At 63.1% G+C, this 24,632-nt stretch carries 22 protein-coding genes and 1 pseudogene; 13 read left to right on the top strand and 10 right to left on the bottom strand.

The genetic code is table 11. From position 1 onward, the window contains the following. Positions 1–134 precede the first annotated feature (134 nt). Both cgtA and proB read left to right on the top strand, forming a co-directional pair. The gene (gene cgtA / locus AC1Z32_RS25885) at positions 135–1,229 is read left to right on the top strand and encodes an Obg family GTPase CgtA (protein WP_483481577.1); all 1,095 of its coding nucleotides are present in this window, start codon (positions 135–137) and stop codon (positions 1,227–1,229) included. A 41-nt stretch (positions 1,230–1,270) separates the two neighbouring features. Further along, complete coding sequence (gene proB, locus AC1Z32_RS25880) at positions 1,271–2,389, top strand: glutamate 5-kinase (protein WP_483481576.1); 1,119 nt, start codon at positions 1,271–1,273, stop codon at positions 2,387–2,389. A 70-nt stretch (positions 2,390–2,459) separates the two neighbouring features. Here proB and AC1Z32_RS25875 read toward each other — a convergent pair whose 3' ends face one another. Both AC1Z32_RS25875 and AC1Z32_RS25870 read right to left on the bottom strand, forming a co-directional pair. Continuing rightward, the gene (locus AC1Z32_RS25875) at positions 2,460–3,023 is read right to left on the bottom strand and encodes a CNP1-like family protein (protein WP_062610508.1); all 564 of its coding nucleotides are present in this window, start codon (positions 3,021–3,023) and stop codon (positions 2,460–2,462) included. 155 nt (positions 3,024–3,178) lie between these two features. After that, positions 3,179–3,829, bottom strand: a complete 651-nt coding sequence (locus tag AC1Z32_RS25870; RefSeq protein ID WP_483481740.1) for an RNA pyrophosphohydrolase — start codon at positions 3,827–3,829, stop codon at positions 3,179–3,181. Between the two features lie 259 nt (positions 3,830–4,088). On the opposite strand from AC1Z32_RS25870, the gene AC1Z32_RS25865 reads away from it, so the two are divergent. Beyond that, positions 4,089–5,825: a proline--tRNA ligase gene (locus AC1Z32_RS25865; RefSeq protein WP_483481575.1), complete on the top strand. Its 1,737-nt coding sequence runs from the start codon at positions 4,089–4,091 to the stop codon at positions 5,823–5,825. Next, on the top strand, positions 5,825–6,424 hold the full coding sequence (locus AC1Z32_RS25860; RefSeq protein WP_483481574.1) for a MarC family protein: 600 nt from the start codon (positions 5,825–5,827) through the stop codon (positions 6,422–6,424). The genes AC1Z32_RS25865 and AC1Z32_RS25860 overlap by 1 nt, the downstream gene beginning before the upstream one ends. A gap of 48 nt (positions 6,425–6,472) precedes the next feature. Here AC1Z32_RS25860 and AC1Z32_RS25855 read toward each other — a convergent pair whose 3' ends face one another. Both AC1Z32_RS25855 and ffh read right to left on the bottom strand, forming a co-directional pair. Next, complete coding sequence (locus AC1Z32_RS25855; RefSeq protein ID WP_062610472.1) at positions 6,473–7,024, bottom strand: hypoxanthine-guanine phosphoribosyltransferase; 552 nt, start codon at positions 7,022–7,024, stop codon at positions 6,473–6,475. Positions 7,025–7,148: 124 nt separating this feature from the next. Further along, positions 7,149–8,516, bottom strand: a complete 1,368-nt coding sequence (gene ffh, locus AC1Z32_RS25850; protein WP_483481573.1) for a signal recognition particle protein — start codon at positions 8,514–8,516, stop codon at positions 7,149–7,151. A 110-nt stretch (positions 8,517–8,626) separates the two neighbouring features. On the opposite strand from ffh, the gene AC1Z32_RS25845 reads away from it, so the two are divergent. The 4 genes from AC1Z32_RS25845 (at position 8,627) to AC1Z32_RS25830 (ending at position 14,083) form a co-directional block, all read left to right on the top strand. After that, a complete protein-coding gene (locus AC1Z32_RS25845; RefSeq protein WP_483481572.1) occupies positions 8,627–9,535 on the top strand; it encodes a cytochrome C assembly family protein in 909 nt (302 codons plus the stop codon). A 33-nt stretch (positions 9,536–9,568) separates the two neighbouring features. Continuing rightward, complete coding sequence (locus tag AC1Z32_RS25840; protein ID WP_483481571.1) at positions 9,569–9,910, top strand: PP0621 family protein; 342 nt, start codon at positions 9,569–9,571, stop codon at positions 9,908–9,910. Then, a complete protein-coding gene (gene ampD / locus AC1Z32_RS25835) occupies positions 9,907–10,503 on the top strand; it encodes a 1,6-anhydro-N-acetylmuramyl-L-alanine amidase AmpD (RefSeq protein ID WP_483481570.1) in 597 nt (198 codons plus the stop codon). Before AC1Z32_RS25840 ends, ampD begins: the two co-directional genes overlap by 4 nt. A 574-nt stretch (positions 10,504–11,077) precedes the next feature. Next, positions 11,078–14,083 (top strand): ribonucleoside-diphosphate reductase subunit alpha, encoded by a 3,006-nt coding sequence (locus tag AC1Z32_RS25830; RefSeq protein WP_483481569.1) that lies wholly within the window; start codon positions 11,078–11,080, stop codon positions 14,081–14,083. Between the two features lie 997 nt (positions 14,084–15,080). Here the strand turns inward: AC1Z32_RS25830 and AC1Z32_RS25825 are convergent. Beyond that, on the bottom strand, positions 15,081–16,478 hold the full coding sequence (locus tag AC1Z32_RS25825) for an MFS transporter (protein ID WP_483481568.1): 1,398 nt from the start codon (positions 16,476–16,478) through the stop codon (positions 15,081–15,083). Between the two features lie 122 nt (positions 16,479–16,600). Here AC1Z32_RS25825 and AC1Z32_RS25820 point away from each other — a divergent pair, with 122 nt between their 5' ends. From AC1Z32_RS25820 to AC1Z32_RS25800, 5 genes and pseudogenes are all read left to right on the top strand, one after another. Beyond that, entirely contained in the window at positions 16,601–16,813 is a 213-nt protein-coding gene (locus AC1Z32_RS25820) for a DUF3820 family protein (RefSeq protein ID WP_483481567.1), read from the top strand. Between the two features lie 435 nt (positions 16,814–17,248). Continuing rightward, entirely contained in the window at positions 17,249–17,479 is a 231-nt protein-coding gene (locus AC1Z32_RS25815; protein ID WP_483481566.1) for a hypothetical protein, read from the top strand. A gap of 29 nt (positions 17,480–17,508) precedes the next feature. Continuing rightward, a complete protein-coding gene (locus AC1Z32_RS25810; RefSeq protein WP_483481565.1) occupies positions 17,509–18,762 on the top strand; it encodes a ribonucleotide-diphosphate reductase subunit beta in 1,254 nt (417 codons plus the stop codon). Between the two features lie 103 nt (positions 18,763–18,865). Continuing rightward, a pseudogene (locus AC1Z32_RS25805) lies at positions 18,866–19,193 on the top strand (hypothetical protein). Positions 19,194–19,224: 31 nt separating this feature from the next. After that, positions 19,225–19,899, top strand: coding sequence for a histone H1-like DNA-binding protein (locus AC1Z32_RS25800; RefSeq protein WP_483481564.1), 675 nt, complete (start codon positions 19,225–19,227; stop codon positions 19,897–19,899). A gap of 247 nt (positions 19,900–20,146) precedes the next feature. On the opposite strand, the gene AC1Z32_RS25795 is transcribed toward AC1Z32_RS25800, so the two are convergent. From AC1Z32_RS25795 to prmA, 5 genes are all read right to left on the bottom strand, one after another. Beyond that, the gene (locus tag AC1Z32_RS25795) at positions 20,147–20,626 is read right to left on the bottom strand and encodes an outer membrane lipoprotein (protein ID WP_008342914.1); all 480 of its coding nucleotides are present in this window, start codon (positions 20,624–20,626) and stop codon (positions 20,147–20,149) included. 17 nt (positions 20,627–20,643) lie between these two features. Continuing rightward, entirely contained in the window at positions 20,644–21,582 is a 939-nt protein-coding gene (locus AC1Z32_RS25790; RefSeq protein ID WP_483481563.1) for a carbohydrate kinase family protein, read from the bottom strand. 120 nt (positions 21,583–21,702) lie between these two features. Further along, entirely contained in the window at positions 21,703–22,203 is a 501-nt protein-coding gene (gene tpx / locus AC1Z32_RS25785) for a thiol peroxidase (protein ID WP_483481562.1), read from the bottom strand. Positions 22,204–22,321: 118 nt separating this feature from the next. Continuing rightward, positions 22,322–23,671: a zinc-ribbon and DUF3426 domain-containing protein gene (locus AC1Z32_RS25780; protein WP_483481561.1), complete on the bottom strand. Its 1,350-nt coding sequence runs from the start codon at positions 23,669–23,671 to the stop codon at positions 22,322–22,324. Positions 23,672–23,721: 50 nt separating this feature from the next. After that, on the bottom strand, positions 23,722–24,624 hold the full coding sequence (prmA, locus tag AC1Z32_RS25775; protein ID WP_483481560.1) for a 50S ribosomal protein L11 methyltransferase: 903 nt from the start codon (positions 24,622–24,624) through the stop codon (positions 23,722–23,724). Positions 24,625–24,632: the final 8 nt, after the last annotated feature.

Genomic DNA, 24,632 nt, shown 5'->3' with positions numbered 1-24,632 from the left:
ATGGCCCCGCGAAGTTCGCGGGGCCATTTTCATTTGGTGCGCTTAAAAGGCGCATCGGACGAATTCAAGGATATCGGTGACTGGCATCGTCAGGTCACGGCAAAATAGCTGGAATACACGGGACGGAGCAACGCATGAAGTTCATTGACGAAGCGAGGATCGAAGTCATCGCCGGCGACGGAGGAGATGGCAGCGCGTCGATGCGCCGCGAAAAGTTCGTCCCGTTCGGCGGGCCGGACGGCGGCGACGGCGGCCGCGGCGGCAGCGTCTACGCGGTCGCGGACCGCAATATCAACACGCTGATCGATTACCGCTTTTCCAAAAAGCACCAGGCGCGCAACGGCGAAAACGGACGCGGCGCGGATTGCTACGGCAAGGGCGGCGACGACATCACGCTGCGCATGCCGGTCGGCACCATCATTGCGGATCAGGAGACGGGCGAGATCATCGCCGACCTGACCGAGCACAATCAGCAAGTGCTGATCGCGAAGGGCGGCGCGGGCGGCCTCGGCAACCTGCATTTCAAGTCGAGCACGAACCGCGCGCCGCGTCAGAAGACCGACGGCAAGCCGGGCGAGCGCCGCATGCTCAAGCTCGAGCTGAAAGTGCTCGCCGATGTCGGTTTGCTCGGCATGCCGAACGCGGGGAAATCCACTTTCATCTCGTCGGTGTCGAACGCGCGGCCGAAGATCGCGGATTATCCGTTCACCACGCTCGCGCCGAATCTCGGCGTGGTGCGCGTCGGGCCGAGCAAGAGCTTCGTGATCGCGGACATTCCCGGCCTGATCGAAGGCGCGGCGGAAGGCGCGGGGCTCGGGCATCGCTTCCTGCGTCACCTGCAGCGCACGGGTGTCCTGCTGCATCTGGTCGATATGGCGCCGTTCGACGAAAACGTCGATCCGGTTGCGGAAGCGACGGCTATCGTCAATGAATTACGCAAGTACGACGAGGCGCTCTACGAGAAGCCGCGCTGGCTCGTGCTGAACAAGCTCGACATGGTGCCGGAAGACGAGCGCGAGGCGCGCATCGCCGATTTCGTCGAGCGCTTCGAATGGGACGGCCCGGTCTTCGAGATTTCTGCATTGACCGGTCAGGGCTGCGAAGCGCTCACGTACGCGATCTACGACTACATCTCGCAGCATTCGGACGCGTCGCGTGCGGCGGAAGCCGAGGATCTCGCGGCCGATGTGCGCTTCCGTGACGATGCAGCCGGCAAGGAACAAGAGTAAGGACGCACCCCACAACACGACTTCCGAGGAGAAAGCGCACGATGCGTTCGGTCATCGCCGCTGCGAAGCGAATCGTAGTGAAAGTAGGGTCCAGCCTCGTCACCAACGACGGGCGCGGTCTCGATCATGCTGCAATCAATCGCTGGGCGTCGCAGATCGCGGCGCTTCGCGAGCAGGGCAAGGAAGTCGTGCTGGTGAGTTCGGGCGCGATAGCGGAAGGCATTCACCGGCTCGGCTGGACCAAGCGTCCGCGTGAAATCGACGAGTTGCAGGCAGCGGCCGCCGTGGGTCAGATGGGCCTCGCGCAGGTTTACGAGAGCAGCTTCGGCGCGCACGGCATCCGCACGGCGCAGATTCTGCTGACGCACGCCGACCTCGCCGATCGCGAACGCTATCTGAACGCGCGCTCGACGTTGCTCACGCTGCTGCGCCTCGGCGCGGTGCCGATCATCAACGAGAACGACACGGTCATCACCGACGAAATCAAGTTCGGCGACAACGACACGCTCGGCGCGCTCGTCGCCAATCTTATCGAAGGCGATGCGCTCGTCATCCTCACCGATCAACGCGGCCTCTTCACCGCCGATCCGCGTAAGGACCCGAACGCGACGCTCGTCGAACAGGCCGATGCCGGCACGCCCGAACTCGAGCAGATGGCGGGCGGCGCCGGCTCGAGCCTCGGGCGCGGCGGCATGTTGACGAAGATTCTCGCGGCGAAGCGCGCGGCGCACAGCGGCGCGAACACGGTGATCGCGAGCGGACGTGAATCCGATGTGCTCACGCGCCTCGCATCCGGCGAGATGATCGGCACGCAACTCATCGCGCGCACGGCTCGCATGGCGGCGCGCAAGCAGTGGATGGCAGATCACCTGCAGGTGCGCGGGCACGTCGTGATCGATGACGGCGCGGTGCGCAAGCTCACGGCAGATGGCAAGAGCCTGCTGCCGATCGGCGTGATCGATGTGAAGGGCGCCTTCGATCGCGGCGAGGTCATTGCCTGCGTCGACGATAAGGGGCAGGAGATCGCGCGCGGCATCACGAACTACAGCAGTTCGGAAGCGCGGCTGATTCATCGGCGGCCGAGTGGCGAGATCGAAACCGTGCTCGGCTATATGCTCGAGCCCGAGCTGATCCATCGCGATAACCTCGTGCTCGTCTGAGCCTTTGTCAGCAAAAAACGAAGCCCGCTGAGCCGCAAGGCCAGCGGGCTTTTTCACGAAGGAAGCCGCTTCAGCGCGAATTGATCACGCTTTGCGTGCGCTTGTACTGGATGTTGTTGACGATCTGCTTGGCCGTGCCGACAGGCAGCTTGCTCGCGCAGAAGTAATCCTGATAGAGCGCGGCCTGATATGCGTTCAGTTCGCCGTTCTCGATGCGCTTGAATTCGAACGCGGAACCCTGGTCCCAGCCGTTCTGGTCGTCGTTGATGCTCGCGTAGCGGCGCCATTCATAGGTATCGCAGCGAATGCCTTCATAGTTGACGTTGCGCGCGCCCGCCGGACTCGTCACGACGACCACATAACGCACGACGCCATCCTTGCCGACCGTGAGCGAGGTCTTGTCGACGGCGAAGCTGAGCGGCGTATTTTGCGAAACGTTGAACGCGAGCAGGTTGGAGGCTTGCGGCAAGGGCGGCAGTGTCTCGATCTTCTCCTCGGTCCAGTTCGGCTTGCGGTCGAGCAGATAGGTGAAGACGCCGTCGTCCTGCGTGGACGGACCTTTGTTGCTGGAACAGCCGGCGAGCACGGCAAGCGCTGCCGCGGATGCCGCGATTACCGCGAGTGAGGCATTCACTTTCAATTGGGTCTTCCCGGAAACATGCGCGCGGGACGCAAGGCGCCCGCCCGGCGGAACAAAGCGAGATGGCACGGCGAGAAGTTCGCCGTGCCATCGATCAGAGTCGTGCTAGTGTCAAAGTGCGCGAAGAAGCGCGGCGATCGGTCGCACGCTCAGTCGAACGATGAGCGTTGCACGATCACGTGCACTTCTTCACTGACCGTGCATTCTGCCTGAACCGCCGCGCCGGAGGCAGTGACAGGAGGTGCTTCGATCGTCATCGTCTGGAGCACGCGCGGATAGCGCGGCCCATGATGCGCGGCTCGCTCGCCGCGTTCGCCGCGGGAGTTGGTTCGCCGCAGGAACCGGGACAGCTCGGTGAGAGCCATTTGATAAACGTCGCGCTTGAACTCGATCACCGCATCCAGCGGCACCCAATACTCGTTCCAGCGCCAGGCATCGAACTCCGGATGGTCCGTCGCACGCAGGCAGATGTCGCAATCGCGGCCTACCATGCGCAGCAGAAACCAGATCTGTTTCTGACCGCGATAGTGTCCGCGCACCTCGCGTTTGATGAACTTATCCGGCACCTCATAACGCAGCCAGTCGCGTGTGCGACCGACAACTTTCACATGCTCCGGTAGCAGGCCGGTTTCTTCGTGTAACTCCCGATACATCGCTTGCACAGGGGTCTCACCGTATTTGATGCCCCCTTGCGGAAACTGCCAGGAATGTTCACGCAGCCGCTTGCCCCAAAACACTTCGTTGCGCGCGTTCAAGAGGATGATGCCGACGTTCGGGCGAAAGCCTTCACGATCCAGCATACAGCCACCTTCAAATCCTTTAAAATTGCTTTGATTATAAACAGTTAACGGACCCCGCGCATCGGTTCGAACCCGTGGCACGAACGCGAATTCGTTCCACGTTTCCCGGGCAGGGCGCAAGACGCTTTGCCAGCGTATCGGGAAGACGGCAAAATCTTCTTCTTGGCCGGGCCTTCGACCGTTTCCGTCGTTCACCTTCGATCCGCCTGCTCCGGCGCCACATCGGCTCCGAAGCGTGCGCCGCTTTTGGAATATTTGAATGAAAGCATCCCGTTTCTTCATCGGCACCCTGAAAGAAGCTCCCGCCGACGCCGAGATCGTCAGCCACAAGCTGATGATGCGCGCCGGCATGATCCGCCGCGTTGCGGGCGGCATCTACGATTACATGCCGATCGGCCTGCGCTCGGTGCGCAAGGTCGAAGCCATCGTGCGTGAAGAGATGAACCGCGCGGGCGCGCTCGAGTTGCTGATGCCCGCCGTGCAGCCCGCTGAACTGTGGCAGGAGTCGGGCCGCTGGGAGCAGTACGGCCCGGAACTGCTGCGCATCAAGGATCGCCATGAGCGCGACTTCGTCGTGGGCCCGACGCACGAGGAAGTCGTGACGGACATCGCGCGCCGCGACATCAAGAGCTATCGCCAGCTGCCGGTGAACTTCTACCAGATTCAAACGAAGTTCCGCGACGAGATCCGTCCGCGCTTCGGCGTGATGCGCGGCCGCGAGTTCATCATGAAGGACGCCTATTCCTTCGATAAGGACCTCGACGGCCTCGCCGAGTCGTATCGCAAGATGTACGAAGCCTACGTGCGCATCTTCACGCGCATCGGCCTGGAGTTCCGCGCGGTCGCGGCGGACAACGGCTCGATCGGCGGCAGCGGTTCGCACGAGTTCCACGTGATCGCCGAGACGGGCGAGGACGATATCGCGTATTGCCCGAGCTCGGACTTCGCGGCGAACGTCGAAGCCGCCGATGCACTGCCGCTCATCGCGCAACGCGCCGCACCCACCGAAGCGCTGAAGAAAACGCCGACGCCCGGCGCCGCGAAGTGCGAGGCCGTCGCGCAGCTTCTGAACATTCCGCTCGAAAAGACCATCAAGTCGATCGTCCTCGCCACCGACAACGAAGGCGCCGAGCCCACGATCTGGCTGCTGATGCTGCGCGGCGATCACTCGCTCAACGACATCAAGACGAACAAGTTGCCGGGCCTGAAGGGCTATCGTTTCGCGACGGAAGCCGAGATCATCGAATGGTTCGGCACGCCGCCGGGCTATCTCGGTCCCATCGACACAAAGAAGCCGGTGCGCGTGATCGCGGACCGCACGGTCGCGAACATGAGCGATTTCGTCGTCGGCACGAACGAGGTCGATTACCACACCACCGGCGTGAACTGGGGCCGCGATCTGCCCGAGCCGGAGGTGGCGGATATCCGCAACGTCGTCGCGGGCGATCCGTCGCCGGACGGCCGTGGCGTGCTCGAAATCTGCCGCGGCATCGAAGTGGGCCACGTGTTCCAGCTCGGCACGAAGTACTCCGAGGCAATGGGCGCGACCTTCCTCGACGAAAACGGCAAGCCCGCGCCGATGCAAATGGGCTGCTACGGCATAGGCGTGACGCGCGTGCTGGGCGCGGCGATCGAACAGAACTTCGATGACAAGGGCATCATCTGGCCGGAAGCCATCGCGCCGTTCGAAGTCGTGATCTGCCCGATGGGCTACGACCGCAGCGACGCCGTGCGCGAGCAGGCCGACAAGCTCTACGCGACGCTGCAGCAAGCTGGCATCGACGTGATCCTCGACGATCGCGGCGAGCGCCCGGGCGTGATGTTCGCGGACTGGGAACTGATCGGCGTGCCGCATCGCATCGTGATCGGCGATCGCGGGCTGAAGGAAGGCAAGCTGGAGTATCAGGGCCGTCGCGACACCGAAGCCACGCTGCTGCCGGTCGATGAAGCGGCTGACGTTGTGGCGGGCAAGGTGCGGGCGGCGCTCGGGAAGTAATGCAGTACAACTTCCTCTCGGCGACGATCCTGCTGCTGCTGATCACCGATCCGCTCGGCAACATCCCGATCTTCATCAACGCGTTGCGCGGCGTCGCGAAGGCGCGGCGCCGCGTCGTCATTCTCCGGGAAGTGGCGATCGCGTTCGGCATTCTGCTGGTGTTCATGCTGGCCGGCGACCGCTTCCTGCGCGCGATGAATCTGACGGATCTGTCGCTGCGTATCGCCGGCGGGATCGTGCTGTTCCTCATCGCGCTGCGGATGATCTTTCCGCATCCCGATGGCGCCATGGGCGGCGATTCCCGCGGCGGCGAACCGCTGATCGTGCCGCTGGCGATTCCGGCGCTGGCCGGACCTTCGGCGCTCGCTACCGTGATGCTGCTGACGTCGCAGGCGCCGGGGAAAATGCTGGAGTGGATCGGCGCGCTGACGGTCACAATGACCGTCTGCGCCGTGGTGCTGATTCTCGCGGAGAGGATTCAGCAGTGGCTCGGCGAGCGCGTGGTGACGGCGTTCGAGCGCTTGATGGGGCTCGTGCTCGTCGCGATTTCGGTCGAGATGATATTGACCGGCATTCGCACTTTCGTGCATCAGTTGTGAAAAAAGCGGCCTCGGCCGCTTTTTTCATGTCGCATCACAAGGCGAAGTTCACGCCCCTTCGGTCAACGCGCGAATCGTCGGCAAATTCCGCCAGTAACCCTTCGCATCCATGCCGCAGCCGAACACATACCGGTCCGGCACTTCGAATCCACAAAAATCCGGACGCAGCGGCTTCGCCTTCGGGATGATCTTCTCGCACAGCACCGCGGAGAGAAACGTCTTCGCGCCCATCGCCATGATGCGGTCGCGGATTGCGGCCATCGTCTCGCCTTCGTCGAGGATGTCGTCGAGCACGAGCACCACGCGATCCTTCACCGATTCCGCCGGCGCTACGCGCCACTGCATCTCGCTGCCGCCCTTGATGGCGTTGCGATAGCGCGTCAGGTGGATGTAATCGAACTCGAGCGGGAAATCCAGATGCGGCAGCAGCATGCCGGTGAACACGGCCGCGCCTCCCATGACCGAGAGCACGAGCGGGAAGTCGTCTTTCGTCGCCGCCTTGATGGCCGAGGCCATCTTGCCGATCGATGCGTTGACTTCGTCAGCCGTCACGATTTCTTCGGAGTGGCTGAAAATGTGGAGGGCTTCTTCGCGATTCATAAGGGGGAAGCGGGAAAGGCTGACTTCTTAGTGTGGAAAAAAACGGCGGCGTGCGCCATATGATAAACCCGCGTTTCTTCGAGTCGGACGACCGAAGAGAACGCGGGTTCAATAAAAGTGCGGATCAGCGCATGCCGGGCAGCATGCCCTTCATGCCGCGCATCATCTTCTGCAGGTTGCCGCCCTTGAGCTTCTTCATCATCCCGCGCATCTGCTCGTACTGGTTGAGCATGCGGTTCACTTCCTGCACATGCACGCCCGCGCCCGCGGCGATGCGGCGTTTGCGCGCCGCCTTGATGAGTTCGGGCTTCGCGCGCTCGGCGAGCGTCATCGAGTTGATGATGCCTTCCATGCGGCGCATCTGCTTCTCGGCGTTGTTCATGTCCGCGCCTTGCGCGGCCTGCTGGAACTGCGCCGGCAATTTATCCATGAGCGACGAGAGGCCGCCCATCTTCTTCATCTGCGACAACTGCGCCTTGAAGTCGTTCAGATCGAAGTCGCCGCCTTTCTTGACCTTGTCGGCGAGCTTCTGTGCAGCGGCCGTATCGACGCCGCGCTGCGCTTCCTCGACGAGCGCGAGAATATCGCCCATGCCGAGAATCCGGTTCGCCATGCGATCCGGATGGAAGACTTCGAGGCCGTCCAGCTTTTCCGCGACGCCGACGAACTTGATCGGCTTGCCGGTGACGTGGCGCACGGAGAGCGCCGCGCCGCCGCGCGAATCGCCGTCGAGCTTGGTGAGCACGACGCCCGTGAGCGGCAGCGCGTCGTTGAACGCCTTCGCGGTGTTGACGGCGTCCTGACCGAGCATGGCATCGACGACGAAGAGCGTTTCAGCGGGCTTGAGCAGCGTGTGCAACTCGCTGATCTCTTGCATCATCGCTTCGTCGATGCCGAGACGGCCGGCCGTATCGACGATCACGACGTCGTGATAGTGACGCTTCGCCCAGTCGATCGCCGCGCGCGCGATATCGGCCGGTTTCTGATTCGGCTCGGACGGGAAGAAATCCGCGCCGACCTGCTCGGTCACCGTCTGCAACTGACGGATAGCGGCGGGGCGGTACACGTCGACGGAAACGGTGAGCACTTTCTTCTTGCTCTTCTCGCGCAAGAGCTTGGCGAGCTTGCCGGTGGTCGTGGTTTTGCCCGCGCCCTGCAGGCCGGCCATCAGGATCACGGCGGGCGGCGCGACGGCGAGGTCGAGCTCGGCGGCCTTGCCTTCGTAATCGCCGCCGATCACGGCGGTCAGTTCCTTCTGGACGACGCCGACGAGCGCCTGACCCGGCGACAGGCTCGACAGCACTTCCTCGCCGAGCGCCTTTTCCTTCACCTTCGCGATGAACTCGCGCACGACCGGCAGCGCCACGTCCGCTTCGAGCAGCGCGAGGCGCACCTCGCGCAGCATCTCCTGCGTGTTGGCCTCGGTGAGCCGGGCCTCGCCGCGCAGCGTCTTGACGACGCGCGCCATCCGTTGAGTGAGGTTATCGAGCATGGGGAAACGGTAGAGAATGCGGCCCTTTTTCAACGCGACACGACACGCCGCCCCGCGTTGCCGCAAGGGAGAAAACGTCGCGATTCAGGGGCCTAGTGTAAACTTCGAACATGGATATTGTACTGTATGCCCTCACTGCGCTTCTCTACGGCGGACTTGCCGTGGCGGGCTGGCGCGCGCATCGCCACACGGCCGTGGAGCCGGCGCTGGCGGGCGTGCCTTCGGGCATTGCATCGCCGTCGGCGCCGAAAAAGGCGTCCGGGATGGGCGGTACCGGGCGCGCTCTATTATTAATAGCGTTGCTCGTGCACGGCCTGTTGCTGCACACCACAATCTTCCCCCAGAACGCGATGATCTTCGGCTTCGCGTTCGCGCTCTCCGCGATGTTCTGGCTCGGCGCGGGCATCTACTGGATCGAAAGCTTTTTCTTCCCGCTCGACGGCTTGCGCCTGCTTGTGCTGCCGCTCGCGTGCATTGCGTCGCTGTTACCGCTCGTCTTCGGCGGCGTGCGCGTGCTGTCGTACTCCGCCGCGCCGATGTTCAAGCTGCACTTCCTGATCGCGAACGTCGCGTACGGGCTGTTCGCGATCGCCGCGCTGCACGCCGTGCTGATGCTGCTGCTCGAACGCCGTCTGCAACGCATGCGCGGGCTGGCTACGCGTCATACCGGCAACGGCTGGCTTGCGAGCTGGCTCGACACGCTGCCGCCGCTCCTGACGCTCGAAAAGCTGCTGTTCCGCCTGATCGCGGCGGGCTTCGTGCTGCTCACGCTCACGCTGGTGTCGGGCGTCGCGTTCAATGAGCAGTTGCTCAATCGCGCGTTTCAGTTCGATCACAAAACCGTGTTCGCATTTCTCTCCTGGCTCATGTTCGGCGCATTGCTCACCGCGCGCCGCATCTCCGGATGGCGCGGACGCGCCGCATTGCGCTGGGTGCTCGCTTCGTTCGCCGCGCTGTTGCTCGCCTACGTCGGCAGCCGTTTTGTGTTCGAAGTGCTGCTGCATCGCGCGGTCGTCTGAGCGTTCGGGCGCACTTTTATCGGCATTCATTCGATGCGAAATTTCTTCTTCCTCGTCCTCCTCTTCTTTGTGTGCCAATGGCTCCTGAAGAAGCTGCGCCGCGCGAACGAGCGCGCGCAGCAGGGCGAAGCGCAAGCCGGCGCGCGACCCGCTGGCGGCGCGACGGCCGGCGGCGCCAACGGCGCTCACGGCGCGCGCCACGGCAATGGCGCGGCGCACGGCGCGCCGCAACTCGCCGATCCGCTCATCCGCTGCGCGCAATGCGGCGTGCACACGCCGCGCAGCGAATCGATCGTCGTCGCGGGCGAGCGCTTCTGCTGCGCCGATCACGCGCGCCATTTCGCGAGCCGTCCGACCGGACGCGACGCACGATGAACATCGCTTCCAGGCGCGATCCGCATATCGACGCGCAAGGCTGGCTCACGAACGCGACGCGCCTGCCGTCGCCGAACTTCGAGGCGCGTCCGGACAACGCGGTGCCGACGCTCATCGTCGTGCACAACATCAGCCTGCCGCCGGACGACTTCACGACGAACGCCATCGCCGATTTCTTTCTCAACACGCTCGATCACGACGCGCATCCGTACTTCGATCATCTGCGCGGCATGCGCGTGTCGGCGCACTTCGTGATCCGCCGCGGCGGCGAGATTCAGCAGTTCGTCTCCTGCGATGAACGCGCGTGGCACGCGGGCGTCTCGTCGTTCTGCGGACGCGAGCGCTGCAACGATTTTTCCATCGGCATCGAGCTCGAAGGCAGCGACCGCATGCCGTTCGAAGACGCGCAATACGAAGCGCTGAGCGCGCTTACGCGCATTATCGTGAAGCGTTATCCGATCGACGCGCTAGCCGGACATTCCGATATCGCGCCCGGCCGCAAGACCGATCCCGGCCCGCATTTCGACTGGCCGCGTCTGCGTCATGACAGCGCGCTGCCGCCTTCCTTCTTCCCGTTTCAGTCCAACATCTGAGCGCTGCGTAAGGTCTTTCTCGTTGCGGCGCAGCAGCGTCGCGCGCGAGGCCTTGTCGCGCTTTGCGATAGCAAAAGTCAACCCCGCGGCGGCATATCCAAAGCAAATAAAACTTTTTGAGACTGGATGGATGTCCACTATACTTGGTGCCGACAGACGTACTTTGCACTAGATCTTGTGTTGTTGAGGCGGCGCCTGCTCCGACGAGCCGGCGCCGCCCGCTTTCCGGCGTAAGAGAAGTTTGGCTGGCCCGGGGCGATGCGCGAGACGGTTTCTCTTTGCGAGGAGAGAGGCGTCGGGCGCGTCGAGCGCCAGCAAGCAGCACCGTGAAGAAGGCAAGCAAGCAAGCGCGAGTTGCGTCGACCGACACCGCGCGCCAACGCGGGCACCGCATGAGACGCCAAGAACGATGCGGGCCGTAAGCGCCGCGATTCGTGTTTCCAGCCTGCTGCATTCACAGCCCGGCTTTACCGCCAAAACACCGCGCAAGCTTCATGACGATGTCGTGACGCGCGCGGCATAAGTGATAAATCCGCGGACCATCCGCACCATTCGAACACCAGGAGTTTTGCAAATGCAAACCACCGACAACGCCACGACTTCCTTCGAAGGCGCATCCGCACAGCCGATCGGCGGTGCGCAGGCCACGAGCGCCGAGCAGGCGCTCGCGCCCAACACGACGTTTGCCGACTACAAGGTCATCCGTCGCAACGGAAGCGTGGTGTCGTTCGAGCCGACGAAAATCGCCATCGCCGTGACGAAGGCGTTCATCGCCGTGAGCGGCGGCCAGGGCGCGGCATCCGCGCGCGTGCGCGAGCTCGTCGAGCAATTGACGCAAGCGGTCGTGCGCGCGCTCGTGCGCAGCCGTCCGCATGGCGGCACGTTCCATATCGAAGACATTCAGGATCAGGTCGAGCTCGCGCTGATGCGCGGCGGCGAGCACAACGTCGCGCGCGCGTACGTGCTGTATCGCGAGAAGCGCACGCAGCAGCGTTCGCAGGAGCGCACGCAAGCGCAGAACGCGCAGTCGCATGAAGGCGCGATCAACGTGACCGACAACGGCGTCTCGCGCCCGCTCGATCTCGAAGCGCTGAAGGCGCTGATCGTCTCCGCATGCGCGAATCTGGGCGACGCGGTCTCCGCCGAGCCGATCGTCGCGGAAACGGTGAAGAACCTGTACGACGGCGTGCCGATGTCGCAGGTCTACGACTCGGCGATCCTCGCCGCGCGCACGATGATCGAAAAGGATCCGGCATACAGCCAGGTCACCTCGCGCATCCTGCTGCACACGATCCGCCGCGAAATTCTCGAAGGCGAAGTCACGCAAGCCGAGATGGGCGACCGTTACGCCGAATACTTCCCGCTCTTCATCAAGCGCGGCGTCGAAGCCGGCCTGCTCGATGACAAGCTCCAGCAATTCGACCTGAAGCGCCTCGGCGCCGCGCTCGACGCGAACCGCGACCTGCAATTCGGCTACCTCGGCCTGCAGACGCTCTACGACCGCTACTTCCTGCACGTCGAAGGCACGCGCATCGAACTGCCGCAGGCATTCTTCATGCGTGTCGCGATGGGCCTGTCGCTGAACGAGATCGACCGCGAAGCGCGCGCCATCGAGTTCTACAACGTGCTGTCGTCGTTCGACTTCATGTCGTCGACGCCGACGCTCTTCAACTCGGGCACGCATCGCTCGCAGTTGTCGTCGTGCTATCTGACGACCGTTTCCGACGACCTCGACGGCATCTACGAGGCGCTCAAGGAAAACGCGCTGCTCTCGAAGTTCGCGGGCGGCCTGGGCAACGACTGGACGCGCGTGCGCGCGCTCGGTTCGCACATCAAGGGCACGAACGGCAAGTCGCAAGGCGTGGTGCCGTTCCTGAAGGTCGTGAACGACACGGCCGTCGCGGTGAATCAGGGCGGCAAGCGCAAGGGCGCCGTGTGCGCCTACCTGGAGTCATGGCACCTCGACATCGAGGAATTCCTCGAGCTGCGCAAGAACACGGGCGATGACCGTCGCCGCACGCACGACATGAACACGGCGAACTGGATTCCCGACCTGTTCATGAAGCGCGTCGTCGAAGGCGGCGACTGGACGCTGTTCTCGCCGTCGACCTGCCCGGACCTGCACGACCTGTTCGGCGCGGACTTCGAGAAGGCATACGTCGCTTACGAAGAGAAAGCTGCGCGCGGCGAAATCAAGCTGTTCAAGAAGCTGCCGGCGGCGCAACTGTGGCGCAAGATGCTCGGCATGCTGTTCGAGACGGGCCATCCGTGGATCACGTTCAAGGATCCGTGCAATGTGCGTTCGCCGCAGCAGCACGTGGGCGTCGTGCATTCGTCGAACCTGTGCACGGAAATCACGCTGAACACGAGCGAAACGGAAATCGCCGTGTGCAATCTCGGCTCGGTGAACCTCGTCGCGCACATGGTCAAGCAGGCCGACGGCAGCTACGCGCTGGATCACGCGAAGTTGAAGCGCACGATCAGCGTCGCGATGCGCATGCTCGACAACGTCATCGACATCAACTACTACGCGGTGCCGAAGGCGCGTAACTCGAACCTGAAGCATCGTCCGGTCGGCATGGGCATCATGGGCTTCCAGGACTGCCTGCATCTGCTGCGCACGCCGTACGCGTCGACGGATGCGGTCGAGTTCGCGGATCGCTCGATGGAAGCCGTTTGCTACTACGCGTACTACGCTTCGACGGAGCTTGCTGAAGAGCGCGGCCGTTACGCGACGTATCGCGGCTCGCTGTGGGATCGCGGCATTCTTCCGCAGGATTCGCTGAAGCTGCTGGCCGAAGCACGCGGCGGTTATGTGGAAGTGGACACGTCCGAAACCATGGACTGGCCGGCACTGCGCTCGCGCATCTCGACCTACGGCATGCGCAACTCGAACTGCGTGGCGATTGCGCCGACGGCGACGATCTCCAACATCATCGGCGTGTCGGCGTGTATCGAGCCGACCTTCCAGAACCTGTACGTGAAGTCGAATCTGTCGGGCGAATTCACGGTCGTGAACGACTACCTGGTGCGTGATCTGAAGGCGCGCGGCCTGTGGGACGAAGTGATGGTGTCGGATCTGAAGTACTTCGACGGCACGCTCTCGCGCATCGACCGCGTTCCGGGCGATCTGCGCGCGATCTACGCGACCGCGTTCGAGGTCGATCCGAAGTGGCTGGTCGAAGCGGCGTCGCGCCGTCAGAAGTGGATCGACCAGGCTCAGTCGCTGAACATCTACATGGCGGGCGCGTCGGGCAAGAAGCTCGACGAGGTCTACAAGCTCGCGTGGATTCGTGGCCTGAAGACGACGTACTACCTCCGCACGATGGCGGCGACGCACGTCGAGAAGTCGACGGTGGCGCACGGCGCGTTGAACGCGGTGCCTTCGGGGGATAGCGGCAACGGCGCATCGGGCGCGCAGGGCGGTTTCGGTGGCGTGTCGGGCGGTGCTTCGTCGGGCGCGGGTGGGTTCAATGCGGCGGCGGTCGAAGTGGCTGCATCCGCGCCGGAAGCGGACGGCCCCGTGTGCATGATGCGCCCGGGCGATCCGGGCTTCGATGAGTGCGAGGCTTGTCAGTAAGTTTCGGCTGAGCGCCGGGGGTGAGCCGGTCTTGCGGGCCGGCATCGGGGCAGTGTCACGCTCTGGTGCCGGTCCGTTTTGTTTTTTCTTGTTTGTTTCGCTGGATTCGGGGGGCGTGTCGGTCTCGCCGGATTCCGCTTTCGCTTCGGTCTTCGTGAAATCCCGATTTCGCGTCGGTCTATTCGCGTTGCCCCTATGCGGGGCGGCAGTCACTTTCTTTGCTGCTGCAAAGAAAGTAACCAAAGAAACAGCTATCCCCATCCAAAGTGCTTCAAGCCGGCCCCGGCACAGAACGGCGCAAGTGGTCCGGCAGTAGCGAGTGCCCTCAAAGGTCTGATCGGGCTTGGACCGCGCACGGTCTGACAAGCTAGAAGTTTGAGCGCGCTGGTTCAGCACCAAATAGCTCCGGCACAGCGCTACGCGCTGCCGCTGGGTCTACAAGGGAAACCAACGGTGCGCGAATGCAATGAGATGGAAGCGTTAGCAAGGAAGTGTGCGCCGACCCGATGGACCGGTCGGCCGCGAAGCGGGCCGGAGCTATTTGGCGCCTTACCAGTCAGTTGAGCGGTGCGATGTGACAGACCGTGCGCGATCCAAGCCCGATTAGACCTATGAGGGCACTCGCTACTGCCGGACCACTTGCGCCGTTCTGTGCCGGGGCCGGCTTGAAGTACTTTGGATGGGGATAGCTGTTTCTTTGGTTACTTTCTTTGCAGCAGCAAAGAAAGTGACTGCCGCCCCGCATAGGGGCAGAGCAAATAGACCGACGCGAAAACAGGATTCCATGAAACCGCACGCAGGGACGCACGCAAGCCGCCCCGCACAGGGGCAGCACAAATAGACCGACGCGAAAACAGGATTCCATGAAACCGCACGCAGGGACGCACGCAAGCCGCCCCGCACAGGGGCAGCACAAATAGACCGACGCGAAAACAGGATTCCATGAAACCGCACGCAGGGACGCACGCAGGACGCCCCCACAGGGGCAGAACCAACCTCACCCCCGCGTGCCACGCGAAATCTCGGTCCCAGCATCGTGCGCAAGCCGCGCGGTAATCGGCATCGAAAGGAAAGAGAACAACCCCACGACGACAAACGCGGGCCAGAAGTCGGACCATTGCACGCTCGCATGACCGTTCAGATATTGCGAGAGTTCGAGCGTAATACCCGCGACGGTCACGCCGAGACCGAGCGACACCTGTTGCACGAAGCTCGCGAGACTGGTCGCGCGGCCGACATCGCGTGTTTCGATCTCCGCATACGCGAGGGAGTTGAGGCTCGTGAACTGCAACGCGGGGAAGAACCCGCCGAGCAGCACGACAGCCCAGATCACCCAGGTCGGCGTGCCGGGAAAGAACGCGCCGCATGCCGCGATAGCGATGCCCGACAGCGCCGCGTTGTAGAAGAGCGTCTGACGGAAGCCGAAGCGATGCAGCACGCGCGACGCGAGCGAGCGCATGAACATGCCGCCGAACGCGGACGCGCAAGTGATCGCCCCGGACTTGAACGCGGTCATGCCGAGGCCTTCCTGCAACGCGAGCGGCAGAAGGAACGGCACCGCGCCGAGCCCGATGCGAAACATCGAGCCGCCCAGCACGCTCGCCTGAAACGTGGGCACGCGGAAGAAACGCAGGTCGAGCAGCGGCTTCTCGGCGCGGCGCGCGTGGATGCAGTACAGCATGACCATCAGCGCGCCGGCGGCGCACATCGCGTAGGCCGTGCCTTGCGGAATCAGTTCGCCGCCGACCAGCGAGAGACCGAGCATCAGCAGTACGCCGGCGCTCGCCGAGAGGAAGAAGCCGAACCAGTCGAGCCGGCCCGGATGCTCCTCGTGCGAGTTGGCGATATAGCGGTTCGTCAGCCAGATACCGGCGATGCCGATCGGGATGTTGATGAAGAAGATCAGGCGCCAGTGCAGGTAAGTCGTGATGAAGCCGCCGAGCAGCGGCCCGACGGCTGGTCCGAGCATTGCGGGCACCGAGAGATAGTTCATCGCGCGAATGAACTCCGAGCGGCGCACCGAGCGGAAGATGATGATGCGGCCGACAGGCACCATCATCGCGCCGCCGACGCCCTGGATGAAGCGCGCGACGGTGAAGGGGCCGAGCGACGTGGAGGCCGCGCAGAGCAGCGAGCCGACGACGAACACGCCGATGGCCGTGCGGAACACGGCGCGTGCGCCGAAGCGGTCGGCCACCCAGCCGCAGATCGGAATGAAGACGCCGAGCCCGAGCACATAGCTCGTGACGGCGACCTTCAACGTGACGGGATCGCGTCCGAAGGCGCGCGCCATTTCGGGAATCGCGGTGACGATGACATTGGCGTCGACGCTTTCCATGAACATCGCACACGCGACGATGAGAGGGGCAATGAAAGCTTTGACGGCAAGCGGCATGGTGAATCGCGATCAACTCTTGGCGGCAAGAGCGGCGATTATGGCATCGATATGGAGCGGTCGCTGAGTGATCGAAGCGCATTGCGTGGTGCGATGAACATTGAACGAGGAGTGAAGAAGAGATGGACCCGCAGGATCTGCAACGTCTCGTCGCACAGACGATGCCCTATGGCAAATACAAGGACAGGCTCATCGCGGATCTGCCTGGTCACTATCTCGCGTGGTTCGCGCGTGAGGGTTTTCCAGAGGGCAAGCTCGGCAAGTTGCTCGCGTTGATGCACGAGATCGATCACAACAACCTGCGCTCGCTGCTCGATCCTCTGCGCGGCCGATGAGGCCTGCCGGAGCGTGTTTCGCCGTGAGACGGAGTGTCGCGTTTACACGCTATAGGTTGTATCGGCAAGATTCGAGTGCACAAGATATTGTGGAAATGCGAGACATCAAATGCTAAACTTCGGCAACGAATTCGAAGCATGCAACAGGCAGTAGAGCGCGGTTCAACATGTCCGTGCGCGTGTCCTTCGAGTGGCGCGGCATGTGTTCGATGACACGCATCGAAGGTCATCGAAGAGAGCGAGCGAAGGTAGCAAGTCGATCTCTTCACGACGCATGTTTTGCATCGCATCGAGTGTCATCGAGAGACAGCGATCGATGACCGAAGCGAGTCACGCTCCGATGTGTTCGAGATCGCACGTTGATCGTCGAGTCGATGCTCGCAGTAAAGCGCACCGTGCTTCGCATCATGCATCGTGCGCCGGCCGCAAAGCCTTATGCAACAAGGCTTCCAAGGCATCGATGAAGTCAGCCGCAAGCACGTTGCGATGCCTTCGCAGTCACACGATCAGGACCGCTTCACACACGATTCAACAGATGTCGCATCGCGCTTCACGCACACCGCTGCGAGCCAAGTGTTGTATGCAGGTAGCAACGTCGAATCTAAATCGCATGAAAACGAGAATTTTCATGAGCAAACTCTTTTATCGCTCATGAAAAGATGGTAAAAACCGAACTAAATTGATGGTGAGAATTTATGCTCAACTGGGATGACGAGACCACTGCCGTAGCTCCCTCGAGCGCTTCGCAACAGAACGCGTTGCGTCACGCTCAAGGCACGACTTTCGGTACGCCGGGTGCAACGCAAGTTGCGCACGCTCATCAAGCTGCCCATCAGACCGCTCAGGCGAACACGACGAACATCTTCTCCGATGGTTTCGTTCCGCCCGCAGCCGCTACGCCTTCGGCCGGCGCGATCGCCGCGCAGAGCGAAGCGCGCGTCAATGTCGCCGACAAGCGCATCATCAACGGCAAGACGGACGTCAATCAGCTCGTCCCGTTCAAGTACAAGTGGGCGTGGGAGAAGTACCTCGCCGGCTGCGCGAACCACTGGATGCCGCAGGAAGTGAACATGTCGCGCGACATCGCCCTGTGGAAAGACCCGAACGGTCTGTCGGACGACGAGCGCCGTATCGTCAAGCGCAACCTCGGCTTCTTCGTCACGGCGGACTCGCTCGCCGCGAACAACATCGTGCTCGGCACGTACCGTCACATCACCGCTCCGGAGTGCCGCCAGTTCCTGCTGCGCCAGGCGTTCGAAGAGGCGATCCATACGCACGCGTATCAGTACATCGTCGAATCGCTGGGTCTCGATGAAAGCGAGATCTTCAACGCATATCACGAAGTGAAGTCGATCCGTGACAAGGATGAGTTCCTCATTCCGTTCATCAATACGCTGACGGACCCGGCCTTTACCACCGGCACGCTGGAAGCGGACCAGAAATTGCTGAAGTCGTTGATCGTGTTCGCCTGCATCATGGAAGGCCTGTTCTTCTATGTGGGCTTCACGCAGATTCTGGCGCTGGGTCGCCAGAACAAGATGACGGGCGCGGCGGAGCAGTATCAGTACATCCTCCGCGATGAATCGATGCACTGCAACTTCGGCATCGACCTCATCAACCAGATCAAGCTGGAAGAGCCGCAACTGTGGACCGCCGAATTCAAGGCCGAGATCCGCGAGCTCTTCAAGCAGGCTGTCGAGCTTGAATATCGCTACGCTGAAGACACCATGCCGCGCGGGGTGCTCGGCCTGAATGCGTCGATGTTCAAGAGCTACTTGCGGTTCATCTGCAACCGTCGTTGCCAGCAGATCGGACTTGACCCGCTCTTCCCGAACGAGGAAAACCCGTTCCCGTGGATGAGCGAAATGATCGACTTGAAGAAGGAACGCAACTTCTTCGAGACACGCGTGATTGAGTATCAAACCGGCGGCGCGCTGACCTGGGAATAAGAAAAATCCAGGACGTGTTGCAGACGAAATCGATGGGACGATCAGGCAGCAGCGTGTCGCTCACGCGCGCCTGACCGACAAGGTTTAGGAGAACGGTCGCCTGATGCAAAGTGCGCCTACTGACTTGGCGGGCCGAGTGGCTCGAATAGAAGACAGGCGTTTTGCGATCCCTGAAAAGGGATGGGCAAACTTCCCCCCGGAAAATGCCAGCGGCAAGCTCGCTGGCTCGATCAAGCGATGGCCGGCGCCGCGAATACGCGGAGCTGACTCAATTTGGCGCGCGGTGCCTCGGGGCACGGCGCGCCTTGCCGTATTCATTAGCGTAAGCAGGTGGGATCAGCGTACGCCGATGAATAATCCGCTTCGTAGCGTGCGCTGTGAGAGGCGACGCGTGGGAAGCGGGTTTTGACGAAGGGTGTTGTTTGAACTGACTCTCATCTGAAAACCTGAAGGAGAAAAACCATGGCAGTTGCCAAGAAAAAACCCGCGGCGAAGAAGGCTGCAGCGAAGAAAGTCACCGCCAAGAAGGCCGCTCCGGCGAAGAAGGTTGCCGCCAAGAAGGTCGCTGTGAAGAAGGTTGCAGCGAAGAAAGTAGCAGCGAAGAAGGTCGCTGCTAAGAAGGTTGCGGCGAAGAAAGTGGCAACCAAGAAAGTCGCTGCGAAGAAGGTAGTGGCGAAGAAGGTTGCTGCAAAGAAAGTGGCAGCGAAGAAAGTAGCAGCAAAGAAGGTCGCGGCGAAGAAGGCGCCCGCGAAGAAAGCAGCAGCGAAGAAAGTCGCAGCCAAGAAGGTAGCGGCGAAGAAGGTTGCCGCCAAGAAGGCGCCTGCGAAGAAGGCCGCCGCGAAGAAGGCGCCGGCGAAGAAGGCTGCAGCGAAGAAGGCCGCTGCGAAGAAGGCTCCTGCGAAAAAGGCTGCTGCGAAGACCGCAGCCGCTGCGCCTGCTCCTGCGCCTGCTGCGAAAAAGGCCCCGGCGAAGAAAGCTCCGGCCAAGAAGGCTGCTGCTGCGAAGAAGACCACGGCTGCTGCTCCCGCAACGACGGCAACCACGGTATCGGCGCCTGCTCCGGCTCCGGCCGCTGCGGTCAAGACGGCGTTGAACCCGGCAGCGGCATGGCCGTTCCCGACGGGCAGCCGTCCGTAAGCTCTCGCAGTACGCAGCATCCAGGCACAGTGCGCTGTGCCCTTAGTCCGGGTAAGCCTACCCGGCCTGAACCCGTCGCCGGGGCAACCTGGCGGCGGGTTTTTCGTTTCGGCCAACGAATTTCATCGAGCGTGTGTCACTCGAATCCGGCTGCAAATGAAAAAGCGCATGCATCTTTCGATGCATGCGCTCTTGCTGGAACGGACGCTCGCGTTGGTACGCTACGCCTAATCCTCAGTTGAATCGGTCAGTGAGTGACGCGCGTGACGCCGCCGCTCGACAAGAGACGGACTCGCTCGCCCGCCTGGAACACTTCGCCGTTCGCGGTTTGCGTGATGGCGCGCAGATCGCCGTTGTCGAGGCGGACGGTGATCTCGAGGCCGTTCTTCATCGCAACGCTGTTCTCGACCGCATTGCCCGCGACTGCGCCTGCAAGACCGCCGATGATGCCCGCGATGATGGAGCCATTGCCGCCGCCGATCGCGCTCGCCGCAGCAACACCGCCCAGCGCGCCGCCGCCGATGGTGCCGAGGCCCGTCGGCTGGCCGTTGTTCGAGCTGATCTTCACGCCGCGCACGCTTTCGACGGTCGCCATGCGCACCGTTTCCTCGCGCTGCGCCTGCGACGCCGTGTAGACGTCCGAAGAACTGCTGTTGTACGCGCAGCCCGTCAGCGCCACCGAGCCGACGAGCGCCATGGCCAGCGCGATACGACTTACCGTTTTCATTCCTTGACTCCAGTCACTCAGAACAGGCTGCTTCCGAAAGCCTGCTTGAAACGCTCTTCGATTTCGGCGCACGTCGGCGCGTAGGTTTGCGGCCCCTGATGTTCGATTTTCAGCGAACCCATCAGACTCGCGAGACGACCCGTTTTCTCCCAGCCAAGCTTGTTTTCGATGCCGTACAGCAGGCCGCCGCGGAATGCGTCGCCGCAGCCGGTCGGGTCCACGACCTGACGCGCTTTCACGGAGGGCACTTCGAGCACGCCATCTTCATGATAGATCTGCGCGCCGTGTTCGCCACGCGTCACCACGAGGGCATCGACGCGGCTCTTGATGTCTTCGATCGACCAGCCGGTCTTGTTGCTCAACAACTTGGCTTCGTAATCGTTGACCGCCACGTATGTGGCGAGTTCAATCATGCGACGAAGTTCCACGCTTTCCAAAATAGGCAAGCCCTGGCCCGGATCGAACACGAACGGCACGCCCGCGCGAGCCAGGCCTTCGGCGTGCTCCCGCATGCCCTGAGCGCCGTCCGGCGCGACGATGCCGAGCGTGATGCCTTGCGCTTCATCGGCACGGTTCAGGTGCGATTCCATCATCGCGCCAGGGTGGAACGCGGTGATCTGATTGTTCGAGAGATCTGTCGTGATGAAGCACTGCGCCGAGTGCTGGTCGGGCAGCACGCGCACGTATTCCTTCGACAAACCGAGCGCGTCGAGCCGGTCGATATAGAGCTGCGAATCGGCCGCCCCGAGCGTCGCCATGATCTTCGGATCGCCGCCGAGCAGCTTGAGCGCATAGGCGATGTTGCCCGCGCAGCCGCCGAAGTTGCGCCGCATCGTCGGCACCAGGAAGCTGATGTTCAGCATATGCACCTGGTCCGGCAGGATGTGGTCGCCGAAGCGGCCCTGGAAAGTCATGATGTTGTCGTAGGCGAGCGAGCCGCAGATGAGCGTAGCCAAGGCGAACGTCCTTTACGTGGGGATCCGGGATAAGAGAATGCGCATACGGCGCGCGGCGAGACTTTCACCGCGCCTCGTATGCGCGGACCGCTTTCGTGGAGAAGCGGTCCGCGCGAGGAATTACTTCAGTGCGGCGAGCGCCGCGTCGTAGTTCGGTTCATTCTTGATTTCGGGCACCAGCTCCGAATGCAGAACCTTGTTGTTCTCGTCCAGCACGACGACGGCGCGCGCCGTCAGACCGCGCAGCGGGCCGCTGGTGATGTCGACGCCATATGCCTGCGCGAATTCATGGCCGCGGAAGGTCGATGCGGACGTCACGTTCTCGATGCCTTCGGTCGAGCAGAAGCGCTTCATCGCGAAGGGCAGGTCGCCCGAGACCACGAGGACGACGGTGTTGTCCAGCTTGCCGGCGGCTTCGTTGAACTTGCGCGTCGAGGTGGCGCAGGTCGGCGTGTCGAGGCTCGGCACGATGTTCAGCACCTTGCGCTTGCCGGCGAAGTTCGCCAGCTTGACGTCGCCGAGATCCGTGCCGACGAGCGTGAATTCGGACGCTTGCTGCCCTGCGCCCGGGAACGTGCCGCTGACGTCGATGGGATTGCCGCCGAGGGTAACTTGACTCATGTTGCGCTCCAGAGAGTTGTCAGATGCTGACGGGAAAATCGCGCGTGCCCGAGCCGCGAGGGCAGTCACGCGCGTCGTAGGGAATTGGGACAGGCGGCGTTCGCGCGCCGGTCCGTCATCACGGATAAAAGACCTGAACCCGGTAATTCGCGGCGATCGCGTCGCCCGTATCCAGCCGGACGACGACCGGCTGCGCGCTCTGCGGCGGCAGGCCGATGGCGAATATCGTACCCGGTCGCGCGTAATCCTGCGGCCAGAGCACGCGGCGAATGGCGACGTTGTTCTTGTCGTCGAGCAGCGTGAGTTCGAGCGCCGGATACGCGAGCGCGACATCCAGCCGATTGCGCAGCGACAGCTTCAATTCGAGCTTGTGAGGGCCGTCCACCTGACGCAGGCCGGAGCTCTCGATCTGCAGTCCGTCGATGTCGCGCGGCGGCGAGATCGTGCAGCCAATCTGCTCGCAGGCCTGCGAATAGAGCGCATGCGAGCCGGGCACGATGACCATCACGGTTTCGCGTTGCCACCATGCGAGCTGCACGAGCAACAGCAACGCCAGCAGCACGGCGACGACGATGCCCACGATGCGCTTGCCCTTGCTCGAACCGGCAGCGGCACGCGCGGGCGCGCGCGGTTCGCGGATGACCGGAAACGCTTCGTTCGCGCTGACGCGGCGAGGGGTGGCGCGGGCGCCGGCGGGCGGTTTGCCGCTGAAGCCGGGTTCGTCGTCCTCGCGCCATGCGGATGCGGCCGGCGGCTCCGGCATGGCGCGCATGGGCGGCGCGTCCGGATCGCGAAGCGGTCCGATGAACGGTTCGGCACGATCGTCGACAGGGCCGGTGAGCGGCGGAGGAGGCGGTTCGGCGAGCGGCATATCGGCGCCCCCTTGCGCCGAGTTCGCGGCATCGGAATGCGGTGCGCCCACGCGGATGAACTGCTTCAGGCGCGCGGGTTCGGAGGGCAGCGCGGAGGGCTCGTTCGCCGCATCCGGCTGCGCTGCCTGCGATGCTTCGGTGCGTGGAGGCGCTGAGCGCGGCGGCGCCGACGTGCTCGCGAATGCGGGAGAGTCGGCGTAGACCGTGCGTTCGCTGTCTTCGGCTGGCTTGGCGCTCGCGGCGCGCGGCGGCGCGTCGGCGAGTTTCGCCGGGCCCGTCGAGCCGAGATCGAGGTTGCGCGGCGCGAACGGCCGCGGCTTCAGCGGTGCGTCGGGCTGGGCGGGAACTTCGGCGGAAGACGCCGAACCCGTGCCCGAACGGGTCGAGGGGCCGACGGCGGCCTCATCGTCGATGATCGCGGCATGCTGTGCGATGCCAGCCGCGGCCGGCTCATCGGGCAGCTCGAAGCGATGATGCGCGGCGTCGAAAACTTCCTGGCAGTGTCCGCAGCGCACGCGGCCGTCATGCGGCGCGAGCAGATGCGGGTCGAGTTTGAATACGGTTTCGCAGTGGGGGCAGCGGGTTGCCAGCGCCATATAAGAAGTGCCGTTGGCCTGACGGCCTATTCGTGGAAGATGGCGCTATTCTAAAGGCTTTCGCGCCGGGTTCCCGCAAGGCACACCCAGCCTTCGTGCTCGCGCCAGACGCCGATGTCGATCCACTTGGCATAGACCGCCGCGACCTCGTCCGCCTGCCGCGCGAGCACGCCCGACAACGCGATTCTGCCGCCTGGCTTGACCTTCGCGGCGAGCATCGACGCCATCAGCTTAAGCGGATTCGAGAGGATGTTCGCGACGACGATATCGAACTCGCCGGCGGGGCACGCGTCGGGCAGACCATAGGTCACGTCCGCGCGATTGCGCTCGCTGTTTTGACGCGCCGACTCGACCGCTTGCGGATCGATGTCGATGCCGACGACCGGGTCCGCGCCGCACTTCTTCGCGAGAATCGCGAGGATGCCGGAGCCGCAACCGTAATCGAGCAATGATTGCCCCGGTTTCACCGATTGCTCCAGCCATTCCATGCACAGACGCGTGGTGGGATGGCTGCCGGTGCCGAACGCGAGGCCCGGATCGAGCTCGAGCACGAGCGCGTCCGGATCGGGAGCGTCGTGCCACGAAGGCACGACCCAGATGCGCTCGCCGATGGAAATCGGATCGAACTGAGCCTGCGTGAGGCGCACCCAATCCTGCTCCTCGACTTCGCGCACCGTGAACGCGGGCGCGTGCTGCAAGCCGATTTCGTTCGACGCGGCCGCGAGCAACACGGCCGCGTCGGCGTCCTCGGCGAGCAGCGCGACGACGCGCGAGCGATTCCACGCGCTCTTTTCGGGCACGAGCCCCGGCTCGCCGAAGAGCGGCTGCTCGTCGGGCGTATCGGCGTCGGCGTCCTCGACGGACACCGACAATGCGCCGACTTCGAGCAGCGCATCCGACAGCGCTTCAGCGTGCTCACGATCCAGTTCGGCGATCAGTTCCCGGTAACTCATGCTCTTTC

This window comes from Caballeronia sp. 11_S32, assembly GCF_056930355.1.
The sequence above is the reverse complement of the archived record's forward strand: the minus strand, read 5'-3'. Positions and strand labels throughout refer to the sequence as shown.